This is a genomic window from Streptomyces sp. LHD-70 (assembly GCF_031157275.1).
GTDB lineage: Bacteria > Actinomycetota > Actinomycetes > Streptomycetales > Streptomycetaceae > Streptomyces.
On the sequence record NZ_JAVIFW010000002.1, the window covers coordinates 190124 to 210611 of the forward strand.

The 20488-nt window shown below is 71.4% G+C and carries 20 protein-coding genes and 1 pseudogene; 11 read left to right on the plus strand and 10 right to left on the minus strand.

What is annotated here, in order from left to right; translation table 11 throughout:
- Positions 1-9: 9 nt before the first annotated feature.
- A complete protein-coding gene (locus RCO28_RS05795) occupies positions 10-1392 on the plus strand; it encodes a maltokinase (protein ID WP_308939868.1) in 1383 nt (460 codons plus the stop codon).
- A gap of 16 nt (positions 1393-1408) precedes the next feature.
- On the opposite strand, the gene RCO28_RS05800 is transcribed toward RCO28_RS05795, so the two are convergent.
- From RCO28_RS05800 to RCO28_RS05815, 4 genes are all read right to left on the minus strand, one after another.
- Positions 1409-2698, minus strand: a complete 1290-nt coding sequence (locus tag RCO28_RS05800; RefSeq protein ID WP_308939869.1) for an SUKH-4 family immunity protein — start codon at positions 2696-2698, stop codon at positions 1409-1411.
- Positions 2695-4983, minus strand: coding sequence for a UvrD-helicase domain-containing protein (locus tag RCO28_RS05805; protein ID WP_308939870.1), 2289 nt, complete (start codon positions 4981-4983; stop codon positions 2695-2697). Before RCO28_RS05805 ends, RCO28_RS05800 begins: the two co-directional genes overlap by 4 nt.
- A gap of 247 nt (positions 4984-5230) precedes the next feature.
- Positions 5231-5563 carry a thioredoxin domain-containing protein gene (locus RCO28_RS05810; protein ID WP_308939871.1) on the minus strand — a complete coding sequence of 111 codons (333 nt, stop codon included), beginning with the start codon at positions 5561-5563 and terminating at the stop codon, positions 5231-5233.
- Positions 5560-5997: a MerR family transcriptional regulator gene (locus tag RCO28_RS05815; RefSeq protein WP_308939872.1), complete on the minus strand. Its 438-nt coding sequence runs from the start codon at positions 5995-5997 to the stop codon at positions 5560-5562. The genes RCO28_RS05810 and RCO28_RS05815 overlap by 4 nt, the downstream gene beginning before the upstream one ends.
- Between RCO28_RS05815 and RCO28_RS05820 the strand changes: the two genes are divergently transcribed.
- Positions 5996-6202 carry a hypothetical protein gene (locus RCO28_RS05820; protein WP_308939873.1) on the plus strand — a complete coding sequence of 69 codons (207 nt, stop codon included), beginning with the start codon at positions 5996-5998 and terminating at the stop codon, positions 6200-6202. The genes RCO28_RS05815 and RCO28_RS05820 overlap by 2 nt on opposite strands.
- Here RCO28_RS05820 and RCO28_RS05825 read toward each other — a convergent pair.
- Positions 6181-7125: pseudogene (locus RCO28_RS05825) on the minus strand (glycoside hydrolase family 16 protein); the annotation flags it as partial. The gene RCO28_RS05820 and the pseudogene RCO28_RS05825 sit on opposite strands and share 22 nt — an antisense overlap.
- Positions 7126-7410: 285 nt before the next feature.
- On the opposite strand from RCO28_RS05825, the gene RCO28_RS05830 reads away from it, so the two are divergent.
- From RCO28_RS05830 to RCO28_RS05855, 6 genes are all read left to right on the plus strand, one after another.
- Positions 7411-8238 (plus strand): endonuclease/exonuclease/phosphatase family protein, encoded by an 828-nt coding sequence (locus tag RCO28_RS05830; protein WP_308939874.1) that lies wholly within the window; start codon positions 7411-7413, stop codon positions 8236-8238.
- 174 nt (positions 8239-8412) lie between these two features.
- Complete coding sequence (locus RCO28_RS05835; RefSeq protein ID WP_308939875.1) at positions 8413-8751, plus strand: type VII secretion target; 339 nt, start codon at positions 8413-8415, stop codon at positions 8749-8751.
- Between the two features lie 49 nt (positions 8752-8800).
- A complete protein-coding gene (locus tag RCO28_RS05840; protein WP_308939876.1) occupies positions 8801-9208 on the plus strand; it encodes a hypothetical protein in 408 nt (135 codons plus the stop codon).
- Positions 9208-10788: a WXG100 family type VII secretion target gene (locus tag RCO28_RS05845; protein WP_308939877.1), complete on the plus strand. Its 1581-nt coding sequence runs from the start codon at positions 9208-9210 to the stop codon at positions 10786-10788. Before RCO28_RS05840 ends, RCO28_RS05845 begins: the two co-directional genes overlap by 1 nt.
- 7 nt (positions 10789-10795) lie before the next feature.
- Positions 10796-11629: a hypothetical protein gene (locus RCO28_RS05850; RefSeq protein WP_308939878.1), complete on the plus strand. Its 834-nt coding sequence runs from the start codon at positions 10796-10798 to the stop codon at positions 11627-11629.
- 29 nt (positions 11630-11658) lie between these two features.
- Positions 11659-12489 (plus strand): hypothetical protein, encoded by an 831-nt coding sequence (locus RCO28_RS05855; protein WP_308939879.1) that lies wholly within the window; start codon positions 11659-11661, stop codon positions 12487-12489.
- A gap of 509 nt (positions 12490-12998) precedes the next feature.
- On the opposite strand, the gene RCO28_RS05860 is transcribed toward RCO28_RS05855, so the two are convergent.
- The 4 genes from RCO28_RS05860 to RCO28_RS05875 all read right to left on the minus strand — a co-directional run bounded on the left by RCO28_RS05860 (position 12999) and on the right by RCO28_RS05875 (position 16539).
- Positions 12999-13622, minus strand: coding sequence for a hypothetical protein (locus RCO28_RS05860; RefSeq protein ID WP_308939880.1), 624 nt, complete (start codon positions 13620-13622; stop codon positions 12999-13001).
- Between the two features lie 2 nt (positions 13623-13624).
- Complete coding sequence (locus RCO28_RS05865) at positions 13625-13873, minus strand: hypothetical protein (protein WP_308939881.1); 249 nt, start codon at positions 13871-13873, stop codon at positions 13625-13627.
- Positions 13874-13997: 124 nt separating this feature from the next.
- Positions 13998-15416 (minus strand): choice-of-anchor P family protein, encoded by a 1419-nt coding sequence (locus RCO28_RS05870; protein ID WP_308939882.1) that lies wholly within the window; start codon positions 15414-15416, stop codon positions 13998-14000.
- Between the two features lie 43 nt (positions 15417-15459).
- Complete coding sequence (locus tag RCO28_RS05875; RefSeq protein ID WP_308939883.1) at positions 15460-16539, minus strand: winged helix-turn-helix domain-containing protein; 1080 nt, start codon at positions 16537-16539, stop codon at positions 15460-15462.
- A 324-nt stretch (positions 16540-16863) separates the two neighbouring features.
- Between RCO28_RS05875 and RCO28_RS05880 the strand changes: the two genes are divergently transcribed.
- The 3 genes from RCO28_RS05880 to RCO28_RS05890 all read left to right on the plus strand — a co-directional run bounded on the left by RCO28_RS05880 (position 16864) and on the right by RCO28_RS05890 (position 18955).
- Positions 16864-17427 (plus strand): hypothetical protein, encoded by a 564-nt coding sequence (locus RCO28_RS05880; RefSeq protein WP_308939884.1) that lies wholly within the window; start codon positions 16864-16866, stop codon positions 17425-17427.
- 49 nt (positions 17428-17476) lie between these two features.
- On the plus strand, positions 17477-18238 hold the full coding sequence (locus RCO28_RS05885) for a hypothetical protein (protein ID WP_308939885.1): 762 nt from the start codon (positions 17477-17479) through the stop codon (positions 18236-18238).
- A gap of 249 nt (positions 18239-18487) precedes the next feature.
- The gene (locus RCO28_RS05890; RefSeq protein ID WP_308939886.1) at positions 18488-18955 is read left to right on the plus strand and encodes an SgcJ/EcaC family oxidoreductase; all 468 of its coding nucleotides are present in this window, start codon (positions 18488-18490) and stop codon (positions 18953-18955) included.
- Positions 18956-19111: 156 nt separating this feature from the next.
- On the opposite strand, the gene RCO28_RS05895 is transcribed toward RCO28_RS05890, so the two are convergent.
- A complete protein-coding gene (locus RCO28_RS05895) occupies positions 19112-20482 on the minus strand; it encodes a cation:dicarboxylate symporter family transporter (protein WP_308939887.1) in 1371 nt (456 codons plus the stop codon).
- Between the last annotated feature and the right edge of the window lie 6 nt (positions 20483-20488).

The window sequence follows — 20488 nt, forward strand, 5'->3', positions numbered from 1 at the left end:
CCACTACGCATGTCGGAAACCGTGACGCGTTCAGGGACCGCACGGGCCCGGCCCGTCGGCGCCGAGCATCGGCAGCTCGTGGACTCGCTGGCCCCGCTGCTGCGGGACTGGCTGCCGCGGCAGCGGTGGTTCGCCGGGAAAGGGCGGCCCGTCACCGGGTTCGCCCCGGTCTCGGTGACGGCACTTCGGCCACCCTCGGCCGAGCCCGGTCTGCTGCACCTGCTCGTCGACACCCAGCAGCCCGGCCGGGACACGGACTGCTACCAACTCCTGCTCGGCGTACGGCGAACACTCCCGCCGCACCTGTCGGACGCGCTGCTCGGCCGCCCCCGAGGCGGCCCGCTCGCCGGGCTCGCCGTGTACGAGGCGCTGCACGACCCGCTGCTCGCCGGGGAGCTGATCGACCGGCTGCGCACACCCGGCGCCCTCGGCGCACTGCACTTCGAACGCCCCCGCGGACCGGCCGTCCCCGACTCCCTCACGCCCCGCGTCCTCGACGTGGAGCAGACCAACTCCTCCCTCGTGTACGGCGATACGTACATCCTCAAGCTGTTCCGCCGCGTCGCCCCCGGCACCCACCCCGAGCTGGAGCTGTCCCGCGCCCTGGCCGGCGCGGACTGCCCGCGCGTGCCGACCCCGGTGGCCTGGGCCGGGGCGCGGCCGGGCGGTACCGCCGAGCCGTACGTCCTCGGCCTGCTCCAGCCCTTCGTCGCGGGCGCCGCCGACGGCTGGACGCTGGCACTGCGCGCCCTCGACGACGGCGCCCCCTTCACCCGCGAGGCCGCGGCGCTCGGCCGTGCCACGGCCGAGGTCCACCGGGCGCTCGCCCGCGCCCTGCCGATCGCCGCGCTCGCCCGCTCGCGCACGGAGGCCCTTGCCGCCGCGATGACGGAACGGCTCGACGCCACCGCCCGCGCCGTGCCCGCCCTGCGCCCGTACGCCCCCGCCCTGGCCGCCGCGTACACCGCGCTCGGCGCCCTCGACGACACCCGGCGCACCGTCCAACGCGTCCACGGCGACCTGCACTTGGGGCAGTGCCTGTGCGGGGCGGACGGCGCCTGGCACGTGATCGACTTCGAGGGCGAGCCGGCCCGCCCCCTCGCCGAACGCCGCCGCCCGCACCCGGCCGTACGCGACATCGCGGGCATGCTCCGCTCCTTCGACTACGCCGCGTACACCCACCGGGCCTCGGACTGGGCTGCGGCCTGCCGGGAGGCGTACTGCGACGGGTACGCCGAGGCCGCGGGCCACGACCCGCGCGCCGAGCGGACGCTGCTGCGCGCCTACGAGACGGACAAGGCGGTGTACGAGGTCCTGTACGAGGCCCGGCACCGGCCCGACTGGCTGCCGGTGCCGATGTCGGCCATCCGCCGCTTGGCGGCGCCCCGCTAGTACCCGTCCAGCCCGTCTAGTACCCGTCGACGCCCAACTCCGTGATCCCGGCGTATATCCAGGACCACAGCTCGCCGCTGGGCGTGCCCTTGTCGAAAAGGCCGGGGGCGAGTTCGTTCAGCTCGTCCAGGAACACCAGCGTCACGTCGTCCTGGTCACCCTCCGCCGGATAGGGGTGCCAACAGGCGTTGCTGTAGCGGTAGACGGCTTCCAGTGCGCGGGTGAACACGTCGAGATCCGGGGCGAGGGTGACGAGTTCGCCGTTGCTCGGCCCGTCGGAGTTGCCGTGGACGTGCACCGTCCCCTCGGCGCCGTGCAGGTACACCTCGCCGTACGTGCAGGAGCCGAGGGCGATCAGGTCCTCGGGCAGGCCGTCGCCGACGGCGGGCTTCATGGCGTCTGGCGTGTACGTCTCGTACTCGTCGAACGCGCACGACCACCATGCGGGCAGCCCGATGCCCGTCAAGTGGGCTCTGCTCGCCGGGTGTTGCAGCGCTTCGGGAAGATCCTCCGCAGGGATCCGCCGAGCCCACTTCGCGCCGAAGGATTCGTCCACCCGCGCTGCGGTGAGCGGCCCCTCGATCTGTCTGCGGGTCGGCAGAGCAAGGCCTTCCGCCGCGTCGCTCGACGACGGGTCGACCTTCCCGCGCGGCCAGTCGTGCAAGGTCCGGGCGTCGGTCTCGAGGACCGCCACACCGTGCTCCCCGGTCACCAGGTGACGGGACTTGTGCCCCTCGACGGAGAGAACGTCTGCTTCGCTCCAGTTCCACGGCGCGTTCAGCGCCCAGTCCCGCAGCTGTGGGGCGTCCCACAGCCGCGGCGCCCCTTCCTCCGGCTCGGCGTCGGCCGGGATCTGCACCCTGTCCCCGGTCTCGGTCTCGAACCGGACGGGGCCCCGCTGGTCGGCCACCTCCAGCACGTCACGCCCGTCGTGCAGCAACCGGCGCACCCTGTAGTAGTCCCCGTTCAAACTCGGCTGCGCCACGAACCAGTTGACCGGGCGCCACCACGCCCACACCGTCCGCCACGGCATTCCCGGCTCGGCGGCGGCGACCAGCTCCGCGTACGAGGACTCACCCGTCGCCACCGCCGCGAAGTGCAGCCAGGCGGCGAACTCGGCTCTCGGCACGTCCGCGACGCCGAACATCGCCTCCGCTTGGAGGAAGACCTCGCGCCCGACTCCAGGGGATGCCTCCTCTATGCGCGCTCGCAGCGCCGCGCGGTCGGCGTCGAGCAGCCGCGCCGGGTCCGCCAGCACACCGTCCAGTTCGGCTTCGAGTCCGAGTTCGTCCACCTGTTCGCTCATGCCGCCATGCTGCCACCCACCACTGACAATCCTTCCTCGGGGAACGGCAGTTCACGGCTGTGCACGACGCCCAGGCCCTGCGTGGCCCGGGTCAGCGCCACGTACAGGTCGCTCGTGCGGAACGCGCCCGGCTCGACCACCACGACCTTGTCGAACTCCAGCCCCTTGGACTGCCGCGCGTCGAGCAGCACCAGCTGATGTGTGAGGTCGGGGGCCGCGCCCGCGGTGACCCCGTCGAGCACCTCGGCGAGCTCCGCGTGCAGTCCGCGCGGCGCGATCACCGCGAGCCGCCCCTCCTCGGGCAGCTCCCGCGCGACCGCCTCGGCGACGGCTCCGGGAAGATCGTCCGTGCGCCGCACCCACGGCCGCACCCCCGTCGACCGCACGGACCTCGGCGGCTCGAACTCGGGCGACTCGGCGCGCAGCACGTCCGCCGCGACGTCCATGATCTCGGCGGGCGTACGGTAGTTGACGCCGAGCCGGACCATCTCCCAGCGGTCCTCGACGTACGGCGCGAGGATGTCCGCCCACCTGCCGACGCCCGCCTCCGAGCCGGTCTGGGCCGGGTCGCCGACGAGGGTCATGGAGCGGGTCGGGATGCGCCGCATCAGCAGCCGCCAGGCCATCGGCGACAGCTCCTGCGCCTCGTCCACGATGATGTGGCCGAACGCCCAGGTCCGGTCGGCGGCGGCGCGCTCGGCGGCCGTGCGGTGGTCCGCCTCCTCCTGGCGCTCCGCCATCCGCTCCGCGTCGATGATGTCGTGCGCGGCGAGGACCTCGGCGTCCTCCTCGTCCTTGTCCTCGAACTCGTAGGTCCGCGAGGCGTACGAGACGTCGAGCACGCCCTGCGCGTACTCGATCTGCTGCTGCCGCTCGGCCTCCTTCGCGGCCCGCTCCGCGGAGTCGTCGATGCCGAGCAGCTCCGCCGCCTCGTCCAGGAGCGGCACATCCGCCTCGGTCCACGGGGCGCCCGGCGCGCGCCTGATCGCCTCGGCGTCGGCGTCCGGCACGTACCCCCGCGGGTCCTCCAGAAAGTCGGCGACCAGGCCCTGCGGGGAGAGCGGCGGCCACAGCGAGTCGATCGCGGCGTGCACCTCGGAGCTGGTGGCGATCTCCTTGCCGATCTGCGCCATGTCGTCGGGCCCGAGCAGGTTGGGCCCGCCGAACGGGTCGGCGCCGAGCCGGTCCACGAGCTGCTCGGTCAGCGCGTCGATGAGGGCGAACACAAAGTAGGGGCGCGCGAGGTTGTGCGGCAGATGGGTCGTACGGGCCCGCGCGCGGGCGTCCTCGGCCATGCCGCGCTCCAGGTGGAGCGTGCCGTAGTCGTCGTGGTCGATCTCCAGGACCGGGTCGGGCACGGACTGCCGGTCGCGCACGACGGCCGCGAGCGCCTCGGCCATGTCCGCGCGCCCCTTCACGGCGGCGGCCGCCGGAGTGTCCGCACCGGTGGCGTGCACGCCGGGGTACAGCTCGCCGATGGTGGAGAGCAGCACGCCGGTCTCGCCGAGCGAGGGCAGCACCTCGCCGATGTAGCCGAGGAACGCCGGGTTCGGGCCGACGATCAGGACGGCCCGCTTGGCGAGCAACTCCCGCTCCGCGTAGAGGAGATACGCGGCCCGGTGCAGCGCGACGGCGGTCTTGCCGGTGCCGGGTCCGCCCTCGACGACCATGACGCCGCGGTGCGGGGCGCGGATGATGCGGTCCTGCTCGGCCTGGATGGTCTGCACGATGTCGCCCATGCGGCCGGTGCGGGCCGTGTTCAGGGCGGCGAGGAGCACCTCGTCGGCGTTGTGGCCCTCGAATCCGGTGCGGGTCGGGTCGTCGAGGTCGAGGATCTCGTCGTGGAGTTCCGTGACCGTACGCCCCTCGGTGGTGAGGTGACGGCGGCGCCGGATTCCCATCGGGGTGTGCCCGGTGGCGAGATAAAAGGGGCGGGCGACGGGCGCGCGCCAGTCGATCAGGAGCGGGGTGCGCGCGGCGTCGTCGGCGCGGATTCCGATACGCCCGATGTGATGGTGGCCACCGCCGCCACCGCCTTCCGTGCGCGCGTGGTCAATTCGTCCGAAACAGAGACCGGATTCGACACCGGCGAGTTCGGCGGCGCTACGGGCCTGCTCATCGGCGGTGATGTCCCGCTCCAGCTTGGCCTGCCTGCCGTTGCCCAGCTGCGCCAACGCGAAGCGCGCGGCCGCCGCGCGCTCGGCCCGGAGTTCGTCGAGACGGGCGTAGAGGCGGTCGACGAATTGCTGTTCGCGCTGCAATTCAACGGAATCCCCGGTTGACAATTCCACTCCTCATGGGCTACGGTGTCTTTAGTTGGCCACCTTCCAGAGGGAACACCTCAAGGAATGAGTGGCCTTTTCTGTGCGTACACAGAAACACTCAATATAGCCACAGAAATGGACCGGACGTCAAACGCCCGCCCTACGTACCGGCAAACTCCCGAGGTCTCCCGGGGAATTCCGCTGTTCACAGAGCCCGTCGTTCACGGAGCCGTCGTTCACGCAGCCCTTCGTTCACGGACCCCACCGGCTACGCGTCGAGCACCTCCGCGAGCTCCTGCGCCAGCTTCCGCTTCGCCCGCGCCCCCACCATCGACCGCACCGGCTCCCCGTCCCGGAACACGAGCAGCGTCGGCGTCGCCAGCACGCCGTACGCGAGCGTCGTCTCGGGATTGCGGTCCACATCCAGCTGTACGACCTTCAGCCGCTCCCGCTCCTCCCCGGCCAGCTCGGCCAGGACCGGTGCGAGCTGGCGGCACGGGCCGCACCACTCCGCCGTGAACTGCACCAGCACCGCGCGGTCCGCGACGCCGAGCACCTCCGCGCCGAACTCCTCATCGGTCACTTCGACCACCGCAGTCATGTCTCTGTCCCCTCCGTCGTCGTCAGCTCGCATCGCGGGGCCGGGCCGCCAGGGGCCTCCGCCTCCGCCACGAGCGCCTCACGGGCCTGCTCGGCCCGCGCGAGCTGCGCCCCGACCTGCGCCCGCACCGAGGTCAACTCCCCGATGAGCGCGTCGAGTTCGGTGAGCTTGCGGCGGTACACGGCGAGCGAGTCCGGACACGAGTCGCCCTGCGGATGCCCGGCCCGCAGACACTCCACGAACGGCCGGGTCTCCTCCAGGCCGAAGCCGAAGTCCTGCAAGGTCCGGATCTGCCGCAGCAGCCGCAGATCCGCCTCGTCGTACGTCCGGTATCCGTTGCCGTCCCGCCGCGCGGGCAGCAGCCCGCGCGACTCGTAGTACCTGAGCGTCCGCGTACTGGTACCGGCCCGCTCCGCGAGTTCACCGATGCGCATGCGTACGAACGTAACCCTTGACCCTGACGTCAAGGCCAGCCCTGCCGGCGGGGGCCCGGGGAGGGCGGGGTCCCCACCGGCAGGGAGCACGGGCGGCGGCTACGGCTACGGCTACGGCTCCGGCTCCGGCTCCGGCTCCGGCTCCGGCTCCGGCTCCGGCTCCGGCTCCGACTACGGCTACGGCTTGGTCGAAACGGACACGTAGTCCACCACCATCGGCTTGCCCGGCTCCGTGCTCGCCACCGGTGTGGCCTTCCCCGCGACGCCGTCCGGGAACGCGCCGCCCATCGCGACGTTCAGGAGCAGGAAGTACCCGGCGTGGTCCGTCATGTTGGCCCACGTCTCGGCGGAGAAGCGGTCCTGGGAGAGGCTGTGGAACTGCTCGCCGTCGACGGACCACCGCAGCTGGTTCGGGGAGACCGAGCGGTCCCACTCGAAGCGGTACGTGTGGAAGCCGGACTGGCACGTCGAGCCGGGGCAGGCGCGGCTGCCGCCCAGGCCCTGGGTCTCGTTGCAGTCGCCGCCCGGGTTCACGCCGCAGTGCAGCACACCCCAGACCTGGTCCAGGCCGTTGACGTTCTCCATCACGTCGAACTCACCGATGGCCGGCCAGTTGTGGTAGTTCCCGCGGTACGGGGAGCCGAGCGCCCAGAACGCCGGCCAGTAGCCGAGGGCCGCGTCGCCGGTCACGTTGGGCATGTGGATACGCCCCTCGATGGCGAGGACGCCGCCCTCCGGTGCCTTGAAGTCGCTGCGCTTGGTCTCGATACGGGCCGAGGTCCAGTTGCCGGAGCCGTCGCGCAGTGGGGTGATGCGCAGGTTGCCCTCGCCGTCGAGGCTGAGGTTGTCGGGTGAGTCGGTGTAGTTCTGGATCTCCCCGGTCCCCCAATTGGCGGGGCCTCCGGGGTAGTTGTGGCCGAGGTCGATCTGCCAGTTGTCGGCGGAGGGCAGCGACCCCGCTGCGCCGTCGAAGTCGTCGCTCCACTGGACGGTCCAGCCGTCCGGCGGGGGCGGTACGTCACTGGTGGTCGTACCGGATGCGGTGCCGGGTGCCAGCAGGGCGGCGATGACGGCCACGGCGCCGAGTCCGGCGGCGAGTGCGGAGCGTTTGTTGATGCTTCTGCTCATGGAACACCTCCGTGGGGGGAGAGGGGGTGGAAGGTATGAGAGCGCTCTCAGAGTTTTGTAGTTGCAGGCGGGTGGGGCGTCAATGGGGCGGACGCGTCAACTTCTCGAAGCAGTACGGGAGTTGGCCCTACCGGCTGGTCCGCGGCCGCCCGTGGCCGGTCCATGGCGTGAGCCCGGTGCGGCTCCCCGTACGGCCGGGCCCGGACGTGGCAGGGTGGCCGCGGTGCTGTTCGGGGGCCGGAACCGGTCCCTCCGGAAGGCGAGGAGGAGACGGCCATCCGTGTCATGACGTGGAACCTGTGGTGGCGGTTCGGGCCGTGGGAGGAGCGGCAGCGGGCGATCCTGGCGACGCTGGGCGAGCTGCGGCCGGATGTGATCGGCCTCCAGGAGGTGTGGGCCGTGGGCGGCCGGAACCTCGCGGGGTGGCTGGCGGACGAGCTGGGCATGCACTGGACGTGGGCGGCCTCGGAGCTGCCCGGGCCGTGGCGCCGTCGGCTGCCCGACTCGGAGCCGGACCGCGCGGTCGACGTGGGCAACGCGGTGCTCAGCCGCTGGCCGCTCCTCGACCGTGCGGTGCTGCGGCTGCCCGCGCCGGTAAAGCGGGACGACGGGCGGGCCGCGCTGTACGCGCTCCTGGACGCGCCGGGCGGGCCCGTGCCCTTCTTCACCACGCACCTCAACTCGGACGTCCCGGCGTCGGCGCTACGGGTCCAACAGGTGCGGGCGATCGCCGAGTTCATCGCCGAGCGCCGCGCCGCCTCCTCGTTCCCGCCCGTCCTCACCGGCGACTTCAACGCCTGGCCGGACTCCGACGAGATGCGCCTGCTCGGCGGGGTGCGGACGGCGGCGCCGGTACCGGGCCAGATCCTCCTCGACGCCTGGGAGTACGCCGACCCGGCCCAGCCTTCGGCGACCTGGGACGCGGCCAACCCGTACGTGGCCCGGACGTTCAGCCCGACCGTCCGTATCGACTACATCCACGTGGGCCACCCGGGCCCGCGCGGCCTCGGCCACGTCCGGTCGGTCCGGCGGGTGGGACACGGCCCGGTGGACGGGGTGTGGCCGTCGGACCATGCGGGGGTACTGGCGGAGCTGGCGGGCGGCGAAGGCTGAGCCGAACCGTCGAACGGGCCCCCGGTGCCGATCCGTTGAGCCGATCCGTTGAGCGGGTCCGCGGAACCAATCCGCGGAACCAATCCGTGGAACCGCGAGGGACTTTCCGCACGTCACAGGTGTGGAGCGCCCGCCGCGGACGGCCGGGCGCCGCGCATGACGGAGGGGGCGCGCGTGAGCGACGGGACGGGTTACGGCATACGTGCCGGGCAAGTCGGCACTGCCGCAGGCAGGTTGGACACGGCGGCGGACGAGCTGGACACGGTCAAGTCGATCATTCCGCCGGACCTGAGCATGCCCCCGGAAGTGATGGGCGGCGAGGAGGCGGCGCCGGCCTTCAACGCGTTCGCGGAGGCTTGGCAGCGCGAGGCGACCGTGCTGCGGGATGCCCTGCGGGAGATCTCCGGCAAGTTGAACACCACGACGAACAACTACGCCGCGGCGGAGCAGGGAGCGGAGACGCAGCTGCGCCGCGCGGCGCCCGCGCGGGCGGGCCTGTCGGACTTCAACTGACGTCGTCTGCACGGCTTTTGCACCATCAAGAAATCGGGGGATCACGTACATGACGGCAGCCAGGAACACCGTACGCACGGACGACGATCTGGCAGGGCTCGACGTGTCGACGCTGCTGCGGTTCGGGCTGGGTGAGGGCAGCCGGATGCGTACGGCGCTCTTCGGCGACGGGGCGGTGAGCGCGGCTGTGACGCTCGGCCGGGCGGGCGTGTACCCGCGTGCGGTGGCGTTCCTCGCGAAGGTCGTACGCAGCGGGGGCGCGGCGTACGCGGCCGGCCTGCCGGAGCCCGTCCCCGGCCGGGAGGCCGCCGACACGGTCCGCTCCTGGCTGGAGGCCGGGGCGAGCGTGGCGCGCACGGTCGAGGACGACGAGTCACTGGCGCGCTGGCTGTCGGCGGTGGCGGAGATCATGGCGGTACGCGGCATGGCGACCGCGTCGCACGGGGGCCGGGGCTGATGGCCGGCGAGGACACGACAACCCGACGGGCCGAACTGCTCGCCGCGCTGCACGACATCGAGGGCGCGGACTCGAAGAACGACCTGATCGTGGCGATCGACCGGGCACTGGCCGTTCCCGCACCGATGGGCGACCCGGACACGATCGAGTCGGCGGCCCGGGCCTACGGAAAGGCTGCGGACCACTGCCGGCACGAGGTCGAGGCGCCGGTCGAGCAGGTTTCCGACAAGGAGCTCAAGCAGTCCTGGGAAGGCATGGCGAGTCTGACGGCCCAGGGTGTCATCAAGGCTGCCGCCCGCACCGCCCAGCAGATGAGCGAGGCGTTCGACGTCGGCCGGAAGGTCTTGCACCGTTTGGCGGACAACGTCGACAAGGCACAGAAGAAGGACAAGCCGGCCTCCGAAGCGCTGATCCGGGCACGCACCTTGCTCGGCGGTGAAGACGGCTTCTTCGACGACATGGTGGAGAAGGACGCCGAGGAGGCGGAGAAGGAGCGCGTGCGCGGGATCGCCAAGGTCGGTGCCGCGGAGCGGAGGGAGGCTGCCCAGATCGCTGACGACGCCGCGCGTGCCGCGGCCCGTGATCTCAACAAGCTGGCGGCGGAGGCCGGCGCCGGGAAGATGACCGGTAAGGGCCTCAGCGCCGTCGACAAGATGATGCTCGCCGAGGCGTCCACACTCGGCGAGAACAACTCGGACCGCAAGTACAACGAGATCCTCACGGCGAACGATCTCGAACGCTCCAGCGCCCGGCTCAATCGTATGAGCCCCGCCGAACGTGCCGAATTCCAGCGGATGCTGGACGAGGCCGACAGTCCGGAGCAGCAGGCGTACCTGCTGAAGGCACTCGCCGCTGGACACGGCATGAAGACCCTGCAGGACTTCAACGAGGACATCGACGGCAAGAGCGAAGCATGGCTGCAGCGGCATCTGGACCCGGTGGTCGCGGAGACCGACTCCAACGGGAAGTTCGGGACGCACGAGCAGTCGAACGTCTTCCAGGGCAAAGAGTGGGCCCAGGGCGGCGATGGGAACGAGGGCAGCTGTGTGGCCTCGTCCACCGTCCATGCCAGAGCCATGGTCGACCCCGTCTACGCACTGGAGTTGACCGGCGGGCCGGACGGCAACGAGGAATCGGGGGAGGCGTTCCAGCGACGGCTGATCGATGAGCAGCACCGCGTCCACGAGGACGGTGACGGCGTGAACAGCGGATTGTTCGGCACCGGCCCTCCTGAGGGGATGGACGACGAGGGCTGGTCGGAGGTGGCCGACAACGAGCTCAACTCGCCCACGGGCGCGGACTACGAACGCCAGGACCTGGGCAGCGCGAACGCGCGCAGGGGTGCGCTTCCCGAGATCGAACAGGCCGTGGCGGAGGGCAGGCCGGTGCCCATCAAGACCGTGGGTCCCGATGGGGCGCACGCCCTCGTGATCACAGCCCAGGAGGGGAGCATGCTGCAGGTCCACAACCCCTGGGGCTTCACCACTTGGGTCTCCGAGGACGACTTCGTCGACGGCAAGCTGGGCGGGGCGACCAGAGACCGGCTCCCCGAAGCCACTGGCGTCCACATTCCCAGGTGAGGCACGCGTGCGAAAGCTGAGCAAGAAGCTCATCGGGGCGCTCTCCGCCGCTCTCGCCCTGCTCGTCCTCGGCGGATACGTCGTGTACGAGGAGTTCATCGACACGGGGATGTGCTGCGTCAAGCCGACCATCGCCGACATGCCGAAGGGCCCCGACGGGGAGATCGACGTGGCCTCCCAGAGCGTGACGACCCAGGTTCCCGCCGGCTACGACTTCTCCATCCACGTGCGCCCGGGCGGCGGCGCCGACGACTGGCAGGTCGCCGAATCCGGAGAGGCGGGTGGCGTGCTGCGCGCCAAAGGCGCCAAGACCGTCAAGGGCACCCGCTACTTCAAGTTCCGCGCGCTCAGGCCCGGGAAGTCGCGCATCGTTCTGAAGGAGACCGACGGCGAGCGCACCATGACCTACCCCGTCGAGGCCGTGGGCGGCGGCGAATCGACGTACACGGAACCCGACCCCGAAGGGGTGCCGGAGGAAGGCAACGCCCGCGAGTTCGAGCGTGACAGCCGCAGGCTGGACGGCGACTTCGTAGGCACCGTCTCCCTGAGTAAAGGCGAGGACTACCTCATCGCCAACCGCTACAGCAACCAGCCCGGCTACACCTGGACACTCACCGAGGACAGCGACGACGGCCTGACCGTGGCCTCGCCGGACCCTCGGTACACGACGGGCGACCCGGCGGCAGCGCGACAGGACTGGTACTCGCTCAGCTCCCTCAAGAAGGGCACCACCACCCTCAAACTCTTTGGCTGCTACCGCTGCACGTGGGACGACCAGCCCAGCACCCCCGAGAGCAAGAAGTTCTCCGTCACCAAGACCCTCACTGTGGTGGTGCATTGATGCGAGTGAGGCGGTTGATGCCGCTGGGCATGTCGAAGCGGGCCCGTTGGGTCGCGGCCTGCGCGGCCGTGCTGATGCTCGGCGGCGGGTACGTCGCGTACGAGGAGTTCATCGCCGACGACATGATCTGCTGCGCCCTCCCCCCGCCCCTCTACAACGTGCCGCGCGGCCCCGACGGGGAGATCGACATCGCCTCGCAGTCCCTGCGGCCCGAGGTGCTCGTCGACCACGACTTCTCGATCCACGTACGGCCGGGCGGCGACGCCGACGATTGGCGGCTCGCCGAGTCCGGGGAGGCGGCGGGCGTCGTGCGCGCGCGGGGCGTCAAGGACGTGGACGGCACGCGGTACTTCAGGTTCCGCGCCGTGAAGACGGGGACGGCGCAGATCGTCCTGGAGGAGGTCGACGGGAAGCGGACGATGACGTACTCGGTCGAGGTCAAGGAGGGCACTCAGGTGAGCGGCGTCCTCGGCGACCCCGAGGACCGGTACGGCCGCCCCGACGAGGACCTCCCACCGGACCAAGTCCGCACGATCGAAGGGGACTTCGACGGCGCCGTCACCGTGCACCCCGGCGAGACCTTCCGGATCGCCAACCACTACGACAACCAGCCGGGCTACACGTGGCAGATCGTGGGCCCGCCCGACGAGTCGGTCCTGACGGACTACCTGTCCGGCGTGCACACCACCGGCGACGCGGCGACGGTACGCCAGGACTGGTACGAGTTCACCGCCTCCGGCAAGGGCACGACCGAGGTGAAGCTGTTCGGCTGCTACCGGTGCACGGACGGAATCAAGGCAGAGACGGCCGAGAGCAAGAAGTTCTCCGTCGCCAAGACCCTTACGGTGACGGTGCGTTGAACGGGTTGTCCCTGAGGCGACCGTGCCCCGCGGAGCAATGGTGTGCGCAGACCACATGCCCACCCCCGCCTCCACCCCCGGCCCCACCCCCGCCATCGGCACCCTCGTCCGGGACGTACGGCGCGACCGGCTCGGTGAGTTCCGGGGCGAGTGCTGCGGGCGCTGGTTCCTTCGGCCCGTGCGGGGCGGGAGGGAGTGGGAGGCCGCTCCCGAGGACGTACAACTCGCCGACCCCGCACAGCGCCTGCGCGCCGGCACCGCGCGGGCGAACGCGCGCAGCAGAGGGAGGTGCTGTGAACCGTCGAAGCACAGCTCAGGACGTGACCGTCGAGGACGCCGAGGCGGCCCGCCGCGCGCTGGCCGAAGCGCTCACGGAAGCGGGGATCACGCAGCCCTCACTACGGGTCGCCCCCCTCGCGTACGTGGGCGAACCCGCCGTCCCCCTCATGGAGTTGGGCCGCTGCAACATCCCCACCGCGCGAGCGCTCACCGTGGCGCTGAGGGGGGCGTCAGTCCGTGACCCGAGCCCCGATCGCCCGGGCCCGGCGGCGCGCCTCGGGGCTGAGGCCCTTGCGGCGGGGCGAGGTGCGGCGGTTGTACGCGGTGGGCTGGGAGACGTAGCTCAGGGAGCGCGGGCCGGGTTCGGCGATCACGCACGCGAACCGGGGGTCACCCGCGTACACGATCCCGTCGACGCCCTTGCGGGCGATGCGGTCCCAGGGGCGGAGGAAGAGGCCGGACAGCTTCGGGGACACGGACTTCTCCGGCTTGTCCGGGTCGGGCAGGCGAAATTGGGCCTTGCGCCCGCGCGGGTCGTACTGGACGCCGCCCGGCTGCCGCAGCCAGGGGTAGGTCATCAGGATGCGGCGCATCCGCCGGAACTTGCCCAGGCGGTCGCCGGACATCACCGCGTTGTACGCGATCACGCACAGCACCAGGGCTGCCGGAATGGCCGCCCACTCCGGCAGCACGACCACCGTCACGTACAGCACGCCCCACCACAGCGCCCACCAGCCGACGAACTTGGCCGTCTGGCCGGCCACGGAGCGGGACCAGGCGGCGGGAGTGCCCGGGTCCTCCCAGGCCACCGGCCCGGCGAACGGTCCTTCGAGCCCGCCCTGCTTCGCGTACACGCTCACTCCTCGCTCTTCCGGGTCAGCCGAAGTCGGCCGTGATGCCGTCCTTGATGGTGCCGGACTCCCCGTCGGGAGCCGACGGCAGTGGTGCTCAGCGACAGCACCGCCGGCTGGTACCCGGAGGGCGCGGGGATGTACACGTCGCACTGGTAGAGGTCCTGCGCGGGCATCCCCGCGACCGCGGGCGCGGTGACGAGGGTGTCGCAGAACGATCCGCGGCCTCCGCCGGGAAGCCGGAGCCGTTCCACGCGTGGCGTTCTCCCCCGCGGACGCCGCGCGCACAGGCACTTGCCCGATAGGCGCGCCGTCGCCCCGCCGAGCAGATTCCGCTCGGCGGGGCGACGGGACGAAGTGCGTACAGCTGCGCAGCGGCTACGCGCAGTCGTGCGCGCTGGACGTACTGGAGCCGATCACCACATCCGCGCCCGCGAGGGTCGTCAGGTGCACGGCGTTGACCGTGAGGCCCTTGTCGGCGCCCTCCACAGGGATCTGCTCGTTGACCACGAGCTTGCCCGCGAGGCCGAGGTCGACCTCGAAGCCCGGGGTGTCGGGGATCTCGACCGGGTTGCCGGCGACGGTCAGTTCCAGCTCGACGCTGCCGGCCGACGCCTCACAGCTGCTGGTCGACTTCGCGGTGAGCCCGGAGACACCCACGACCGGGAGGCCGGGCAGGCCGATGCTCGCGTCGGCGACGGTCGCGGTCGACGTGACCGCGCTCGGACCGACCTCGGCGGCGACCTCGGCGCAGAGCGCGTCGGCGTTCAGGACCACCGCGTTGACGCTCTCGGCGCACTCGGGGCCCAGGCTCTCCGCCTCGGCCGTACGGAGGGTGCCGGTGTCCGGGGTCGGGTCGATGCTCAGCGGGAGCAGCGGGAGCGGAACCTCGGCGGCGAGACCGTACGAACGGCCCTCCACGTGCTGGAGCTTGAGGTCCGCGTCGGCCGTGGACTTCACGTACGCGTCGTCGCCCGCGAAGGTGGCGGTGAGCGGCACGGTGCCGTCGTCCGTCAGCTTCTGGTCCGCGACCTCGACCGTGCAGCTCGCCGTGCCGTCGGCGTCCGTCTCTCCGTCACAGGTCTGCACGGCGCCGCCGCCGTCCTCGGAGCCGAGCTCGAAGGAGACCTCCCGGCCCTTTACGGGCTCGTCCGACTCCTCGGTCCTCAGCTCGGCGGAGAGGGTGGCTTCGGAGCCGTTGGCGATGCTCTTGTCGCCGGTGTAGGCGAGGGTGGTGTCCTCGGGCTCGGGGTCACCGGGGTCGCCGCCGTCGCGACAGTTGCTGCTGATCAATTCCTTGCGGTTCTCCTGAACCGGGTAGGGCGCCAGGTTCTTTCCCTCCAGGTGGATGTCCACGCCCTCATCGTTTAGCCGTTGGTCGAAGTGAAGGTGCGCGACTGTGGCTTCGGTCGAGCCCAGGGTGCCGATCTGCTGGCCCTGTTTGACCTCCGCGCCCTCCTCGACATCCTGGCTGTCCAGGTGCAGGTAGCGGGTCTGCCAGCCTCCCCCGTGGTCGAGCTCCACGTACTTCCCGGCGCCACCGCCCTCGCCGAGGTGCACGGTGCCGTCGGCTGAGGCAAGGACGGGCTTGCCCCGATCGGCCTCACCGCTGCCCCAGTTGATGTCGATCGCTCCGTCATACTCGTGCTCGGAGAAATAGGTCCAGCCCTTCTCGTCGCACTGGTACGGGGCTTTGAAGTCCGGGCGCTCCTCCAGCGGGTCCGCCGACGCCGTAGGCGCACTCAGCGCGGCCGCCGCCAAGACCCCTCCCAGCACCATGGCTATACGTCTCTTCACTTCTTCCCTCCCCGTCGCGGTACGCCACTTGGTGTGGCCATGACTATGGGAGAGGGAGCGCACCGGCCCCGGCCAGGGGATTACGCCCTGGCGCAAACGGACCCTTCGCCTCCGGCACCGCCGACCCCGCCCCGACCCCCGCCAGCTCCGCCCCCAGCGGGGTGGCCACATGCAGCACCTCGCCGCCCAGCCGCGTGCTGGTGACCAGGCCCGCGCCCCGCAGCGCCGTCGCGTGCCTGCTGGCGCTCGCCGCGGACACCCCGATGCGCAGGGCGAGTTCACTGGTCGAGCAGGGGTGGGCCAGCGCCCGGATCGCCAGCGCCCGCGTGCGCCCGAGCACCGGGGCCAGGCCGTCGACCGGCGCGCGCGTCCGGGCCCGCGCCCCGGGGACTCCCGGCTCCCCCGCCCGGGCCGGATAGACGAGCACCGGCGGCAGCTCCGGGTCGATCAGCGTCACCGGGGCCACACAGAAGTAGGACGGGACGAGCGTGATGCCCCGCCCGCCGAGACGCAGGTCCCGGTCGACCGGATAGTCGGCACTGAGGACGGGCCAGGCCCACCGCATCGTCGGCGACAGCGTGCCGAGCAACCGCCCGACCCCGCCGTCCAGGACGCGCCGCCCGCACGCCGCACGCTCCGCGAACAACGTCTCGTCCAGCTCGGCCAGGCAGGGGTGGACGAGCTCACGGTGGTACACGGCGAGCGCCTGCGCCAGATCGCGCCTGCCCTCCCGGTCGCCGTCGGCCAACTGACGTACCCACAGTGGACGTTCACGGGTACGGAACACCGCAGCGAGGTCGGCGGCGAGCGCCCGGCGCCGAGTGCCGCGGATCAACTCCAAACCGTCCGCCAAGGGTGGCTGGCCCGGTGGAGTGAGGAAGTCCGGAAAGCTGCCGCGCGGCGGTACGAGCGCGGTGAGCCGGCTCAGCACACCCCGCAGGTCCAGCCGCCCGCGCCCGCGCAGCCGGTCCCGTACGTGACCGACCCAGGGTCGGCAGCGGGCGGCCGGTCTGGACGCCTGGAGCTGATGGAGACTGAGCGTCAGCTCCCACATGACGTCCGGGCGCGCGGCCACCGTCGTACGCGCAAGATCCTCCGCCGTGAAGTGAATACGCAGTGCCATGCCGTCCCCCGATCGTGGTCACCACGCGAGCGAAGCCATCACCGTAAGTGATGTCGATAAATGAATGATTGATGCGAACAGGCCCTGAATCGGGCGCGCAGCGGGGCCTGTTCGGACACGGCTCGCGCAGAGAGAGGGCGAGCGACGCCCACCGAGACCCCTGCCGTCGTTGTGCGTTGAGGGGAGCCCGGCGGGTCGCCTCGCTCGTCCCACGCGCCCCGCCCGCCTCGGTTCCGTCCACACCGTGGACGCCCTCGTACCCCTTATGGGCTAAACGATCTCCGCAGGTACATGGCGGGGCCACCGGCTGCGCAGTGTGATCGCGTGACTGTCATCACCGTGCGGCGTGCGGGTTCCGCCGTCCTGTTGTCCCTCGTGCTGCCCCTGCTGCCCCTGCTGCCGGCGGCCGGCGTCGCCGATGCCCGCCCCCGTACGGACAGTTGCGCCTACGCGGGTGTCGATCTGCCGCTCGAAGAGCTCGGCGAGGTGGCACGGGAGCAGGGGGTCAGGGAGGCGGTACGGAGGGCCTGTCGCCGCACGACGCCCTCCCCTCCGCCCCCGCCGAAGCCTCGACCGAAGCCGAAGCCCGAGCCGAAGCCCGAGCCGCCGCGGGTCGCGCCCGAGCCGCCCGCCCCTCCGCCTCCACCTCCGTCCGAGCCGCCGCCCTCGAAGGCCCCGCGCCCGAGTCCCACCCCGACGCCTTCGGCCACGCCCTCCCCCTCCTTCTTCCCGCCCCCGCCGCGCGCCCGGCCGCAGCGGGCCGAGGAGCGGGGCGGCTCGGCGGTCACCCGGACGCTGCTGCTCGTCGCCCCCGCCGTGATCGCCGCCGCCTTCGGAGCGGCCAACGCGAGCGGCGGCGCTACCGGCCGCGCCGGCGGCCGCTCCTGACCGACCACACCCCACCACCAACCAGCAACTCGCCCTGAAGGGACCTCAGTTGAGCAACTGGCTCGCGCTCACCCTCGCCATGGCCGCCGCCTGCGCCGCCGTCGTCATCACCGCGTTCCTGCGCGACCGGCGCGCCTCCGAGGACGAGGACCCGGACGACACCCCCGACGTCATCGAGTACATGACGATGATGATCGGCGTGGTCTACGCCATCGTGCTCGGCCTCGCCATCGCCGGAGTCTGGGAGGGGCGCGCCGCCGCCGAGGACACCGCGCGTGCCGAGGCCTTCGCGCTGCACGAACTCCGCGAGCGCGCCGCCGACTTCCCCGCCCCGACCGCCGACCGCATCCGCTCCGGGGTCGACGCCTACGTCCACCACTCGGTCACCAAGGAGTGGCCTGCCTTCGCCGACTCCGGTGAGCTCACCGACCGCGGCGACCAGCTCCTGACCGACGTCCGCAGGACCGTGCTCGACCACCAGCCGCGCACCGACAGCGAGAGCCGCGCCTCCTACGCCCTCGCCGACCAGGTCACCGCGGCCGTCGAGGCGCGCAATACCCGGGCGCTCGACTCCGGTTCCACCCTCGGCGGGGTGGTGTGGTTCGGGCTGATCGCGGGCGGGCTCGTCAGCGTCGGCATGCTCTTCGCCCTGCAGCTGCGGCGTTCGACACGGGAGTTGATCCTGGCCGGACTGTTCACGGCCCTGATCTCGTTCCTGCTGTTCCTGGTCTGGCAGTTCGACGACCCGGCGGCCCGGGACGCGGCGGGACTGATCGAACCGTTCACCTCACTGTTCCCGGGGGCCACCTGACGCCGTAGATCCCGTAGATCCCGTAGATCCCGTAGATCCCGTGGATCCCGTGGATCCCGTGGATCCCGTGGATCCCGTGGATCCCGTGGATCCCGTGGATCCCGTGGATCCCGTGGATCTCGTGGATCTCGTAGACCCCGGTACTTCTTCCGCGGGGACGGCGGCGAGGAGCGCCCCGGACCCCGTACGCGATCCGTCTGCCCCGAACTCCCTTGACCTCAAGCCCACTTGAGGCTCCATGGTTCTCGCATGGACACACAGCTCACGGACACCCAGCCCACGGACACCCAGCCCACCGACACCGACACCGGCCCCCGGACCGATGCCGCCGATCTCGCGGCCATCGGGCAGGTCGTCGCCACCGTCCAGCGCACCCAGCGCGCCAAGGACGCCGAGGGGTTCCTCGCGCTCTTCCACCCCGACGCCCTGTGGACCACCGGCCACGGCAAGGTCCTCGTCGGCCTCGACGCCATCGCCGAGTTCACGCGTGCCGTGCTGCCGCAGGCCGACTGGGACGGGGAGGTCACGTACGACGTCGTCCACGCGCAGTTCCTGCGCCCGGACGTGGCGGCGGTCAAGGTGCGGCAGGTCTACCACGCACCCGACGGCGACCCGGGCGGGGACACCGAGGGCGCGCCGCTGTACGTGATGAGCCGGCAGAGCGACGGCAGATGGCTGCTGCACGCCTGCCAGAACACGCCGGTCCTCCAGGGCTGAAGGGCCCCGGCGGACACGACTACGACGGCAGTACGGCAGCTACGACGGCGGCGGGCCGCCCCCGGACAAGGGGCGGCCCGCCGCGCATCAGCCACAGAGGCAGAGGGTCAGACAGTTCAGAGAGTCAGAGGGTCAGAGGGTCAGAGGGTCAGAGGGTCAGAGGGCCTTGACCGGCTCCTTCTCCCCCGCTCCCCCAGGCCCCTCCGACTGCTCCGGCAGCTCCACCTCCGAAGCGGGCGCGTGGTCGTCGACCAGGGTGCGCTCGTCGAACGGGATCTGTCCGGCGAGGACCTGCGCGGCGCGCTCCTTGTCGATCTCCTTGGTCCAGGTGCCTACGAGGACCGTGGCGACGGCGTTGCCCGCGAAGTTGGTGAGGGCGCGGGCCTCGCTCATGAAGCGGTCGATGCCGACGATCAGGCCGACGCCGTCGACCAGTTCGGGCCGGTGCGACTGCAGGCCGCCCGCGAGCGTGGCCAGACCGGCGCCGGTGACGCCCGCCGCACCCTTCGACGCGATGATCATGAAGACCAGGAGCGAGATCTGCTCGCCGAGCGACAGCGGGTCGCCCATCGCCTCGGCCACGAACAGCGAGGCCATCGTCAGGTAGATCGCGGTGCCGTCGAGGTTGAAGGAGTAGCCGGTCGGCACGGTGATGCCGGTGACGGGCTTGCTGACGCCGAGGTGCTCCATCTTCGCGATGAGCCGCGGCAGGGCGGACTCCGAGGACGAGGTGGAGACGATCAGCAGGAACTCGCGGCCCAGGTACTTCAGGAGCGTGAAGATGTTGATGCCCGTGACGATCTTCAGGATCGCGCCGAGCACCACGAAGACGAACAGGGCGCAGGTGACGTAGAAGCCGATCATGATGACCGCGAGCGACTTCAGGGCGTCCAGGCCGGTCTCGCCGACGACCGCGGCGATCGCGCCGAACGCACCGACCGGCGCGGCCCACATGATCATGCCGAGGACGCGGAAGACGAGGCGCTGGATGTGCCCGATGCCGCGGATGATCGGCTCACCCGTGGACCCCATCGCCTGCAGCGCGAAGCCGCAGAGCAGGGCGACGAGCAGGGTCTGCAGGACCGACTCGCCGGTGAAAGCGGAGACGATCGTCGTCGGGATGATGCCGAGCAGGAAGTCCGCGGTGGACTCCGATCCGCCCTCGGCCTGCGCCTCGCCGGCGCCGCGTACGGCCTCGGTGAGCTGCAGTCCGTGGCCGGGCTCCAGGATGTTGCCGACGACCAGGCCGATGGCGAGGGCGACGGTCGACATCAGCATGAAGTACCCGAGCGCGAGCCCGCCGACGGCGCCGACCTTGGCGGCCTTCCGTACGGAGCCCACGCCGAGGACGATGGTGCAGAAGATGATCGGCGAGATCATCATCTTGATCAGGTTCACGAAGCCGGTACCGAGTGGCTTCAGCTCCACCGCGATGCCTGGCGCGGCGAAACCGACGGCAATGCCGAGCAGCACCGCGCCGATCACGGCGATATAGAGAAAGTGGGTTCTGTCCCGCTTGGCGGCCACGGTGCC

Excerpts from the sequence above, each read along its gene's own strand:
- RCO28_RS05795 (WP_308939868.1), top strand. The coding sequence starts at position 10 with ATGTCGGAAACCGTGACGCGTTCAGGGACCGCACGGGCCCGGCCCGTC.
- RCO28_RS05800 (WP_308939869.1), bottom strand. The coding sequence starts at position 2,698 with ATGAGCGAACAGGTGGACGAACTCGGACTCGAAGCCGAACTGGACGGT.
- RCO28_RS05810 (WP_308939871.1), bottom strand. The coding sequence starts at position 5,563 with ATGACTGCGGTGGTCGAAGTGACCGATGAGGAGTTCGGCGCGGAGGTG.
- RCO28_RS05820 (WP_308939873.1), top strand. The coding sequence starts at position 5,996 with ATGCGTACGAACGTAACCCTTGACCCTGACGTCAAGGCCAGCCCTGCC.
- RCO28_RS05815 (WP_308939872.1), bottom strand. The coding sequence starts at position 5,997 with ATGCGCATCGGTGAACTCGCGGAGCGGGCCGGTACCAGTACGCGGACG.
- RCO28_RS05830 (WP_308939874.1), top strand. The coding sequence starts at position 7,411 with ATGACGTGGAACCTGTGGTGGCGGTTCGGGCCGTGGGAGGAGCGGCAG.
- RCO28_RS05840 (WP_308939876.1), top strand. The coding sequence starts at position 8,801 with ATGACGGCAGCCAGGAACACCGTACGCACGGACGACGATCTGGCAGGG.
- RCO28_RS05845 (WP_308939877.1), top strand. The coding sequence starts at position 9,208 with ATGGCCGGCGAGGACACGACAACCCGACGGGCCGAACTGCTCGCCGCG.
- RCO28_RS05855 (WP_308939879.1), top strand. The coding sequence starts at position 11,659 with ATGTCGAAGCGGGCCCGTTGGGTCGCGGCCTGCGCGGCCGTGCTGATG.
- RCO28_RS05875 (WP_308939883.1), bottom strand. The coding sequence starts at position 16,539 with ATGGCACTGCGTATTCACTTCACGGCGGAGGATCTTGCGCGTACGACG.
- RCO28_RS05890 (WP_308939886.1), top strand. The coding sequence starts at position 18,488 with ATGGACACACAGCTCACGGACACCCAGCCCACGGACACCCAGCCCACC.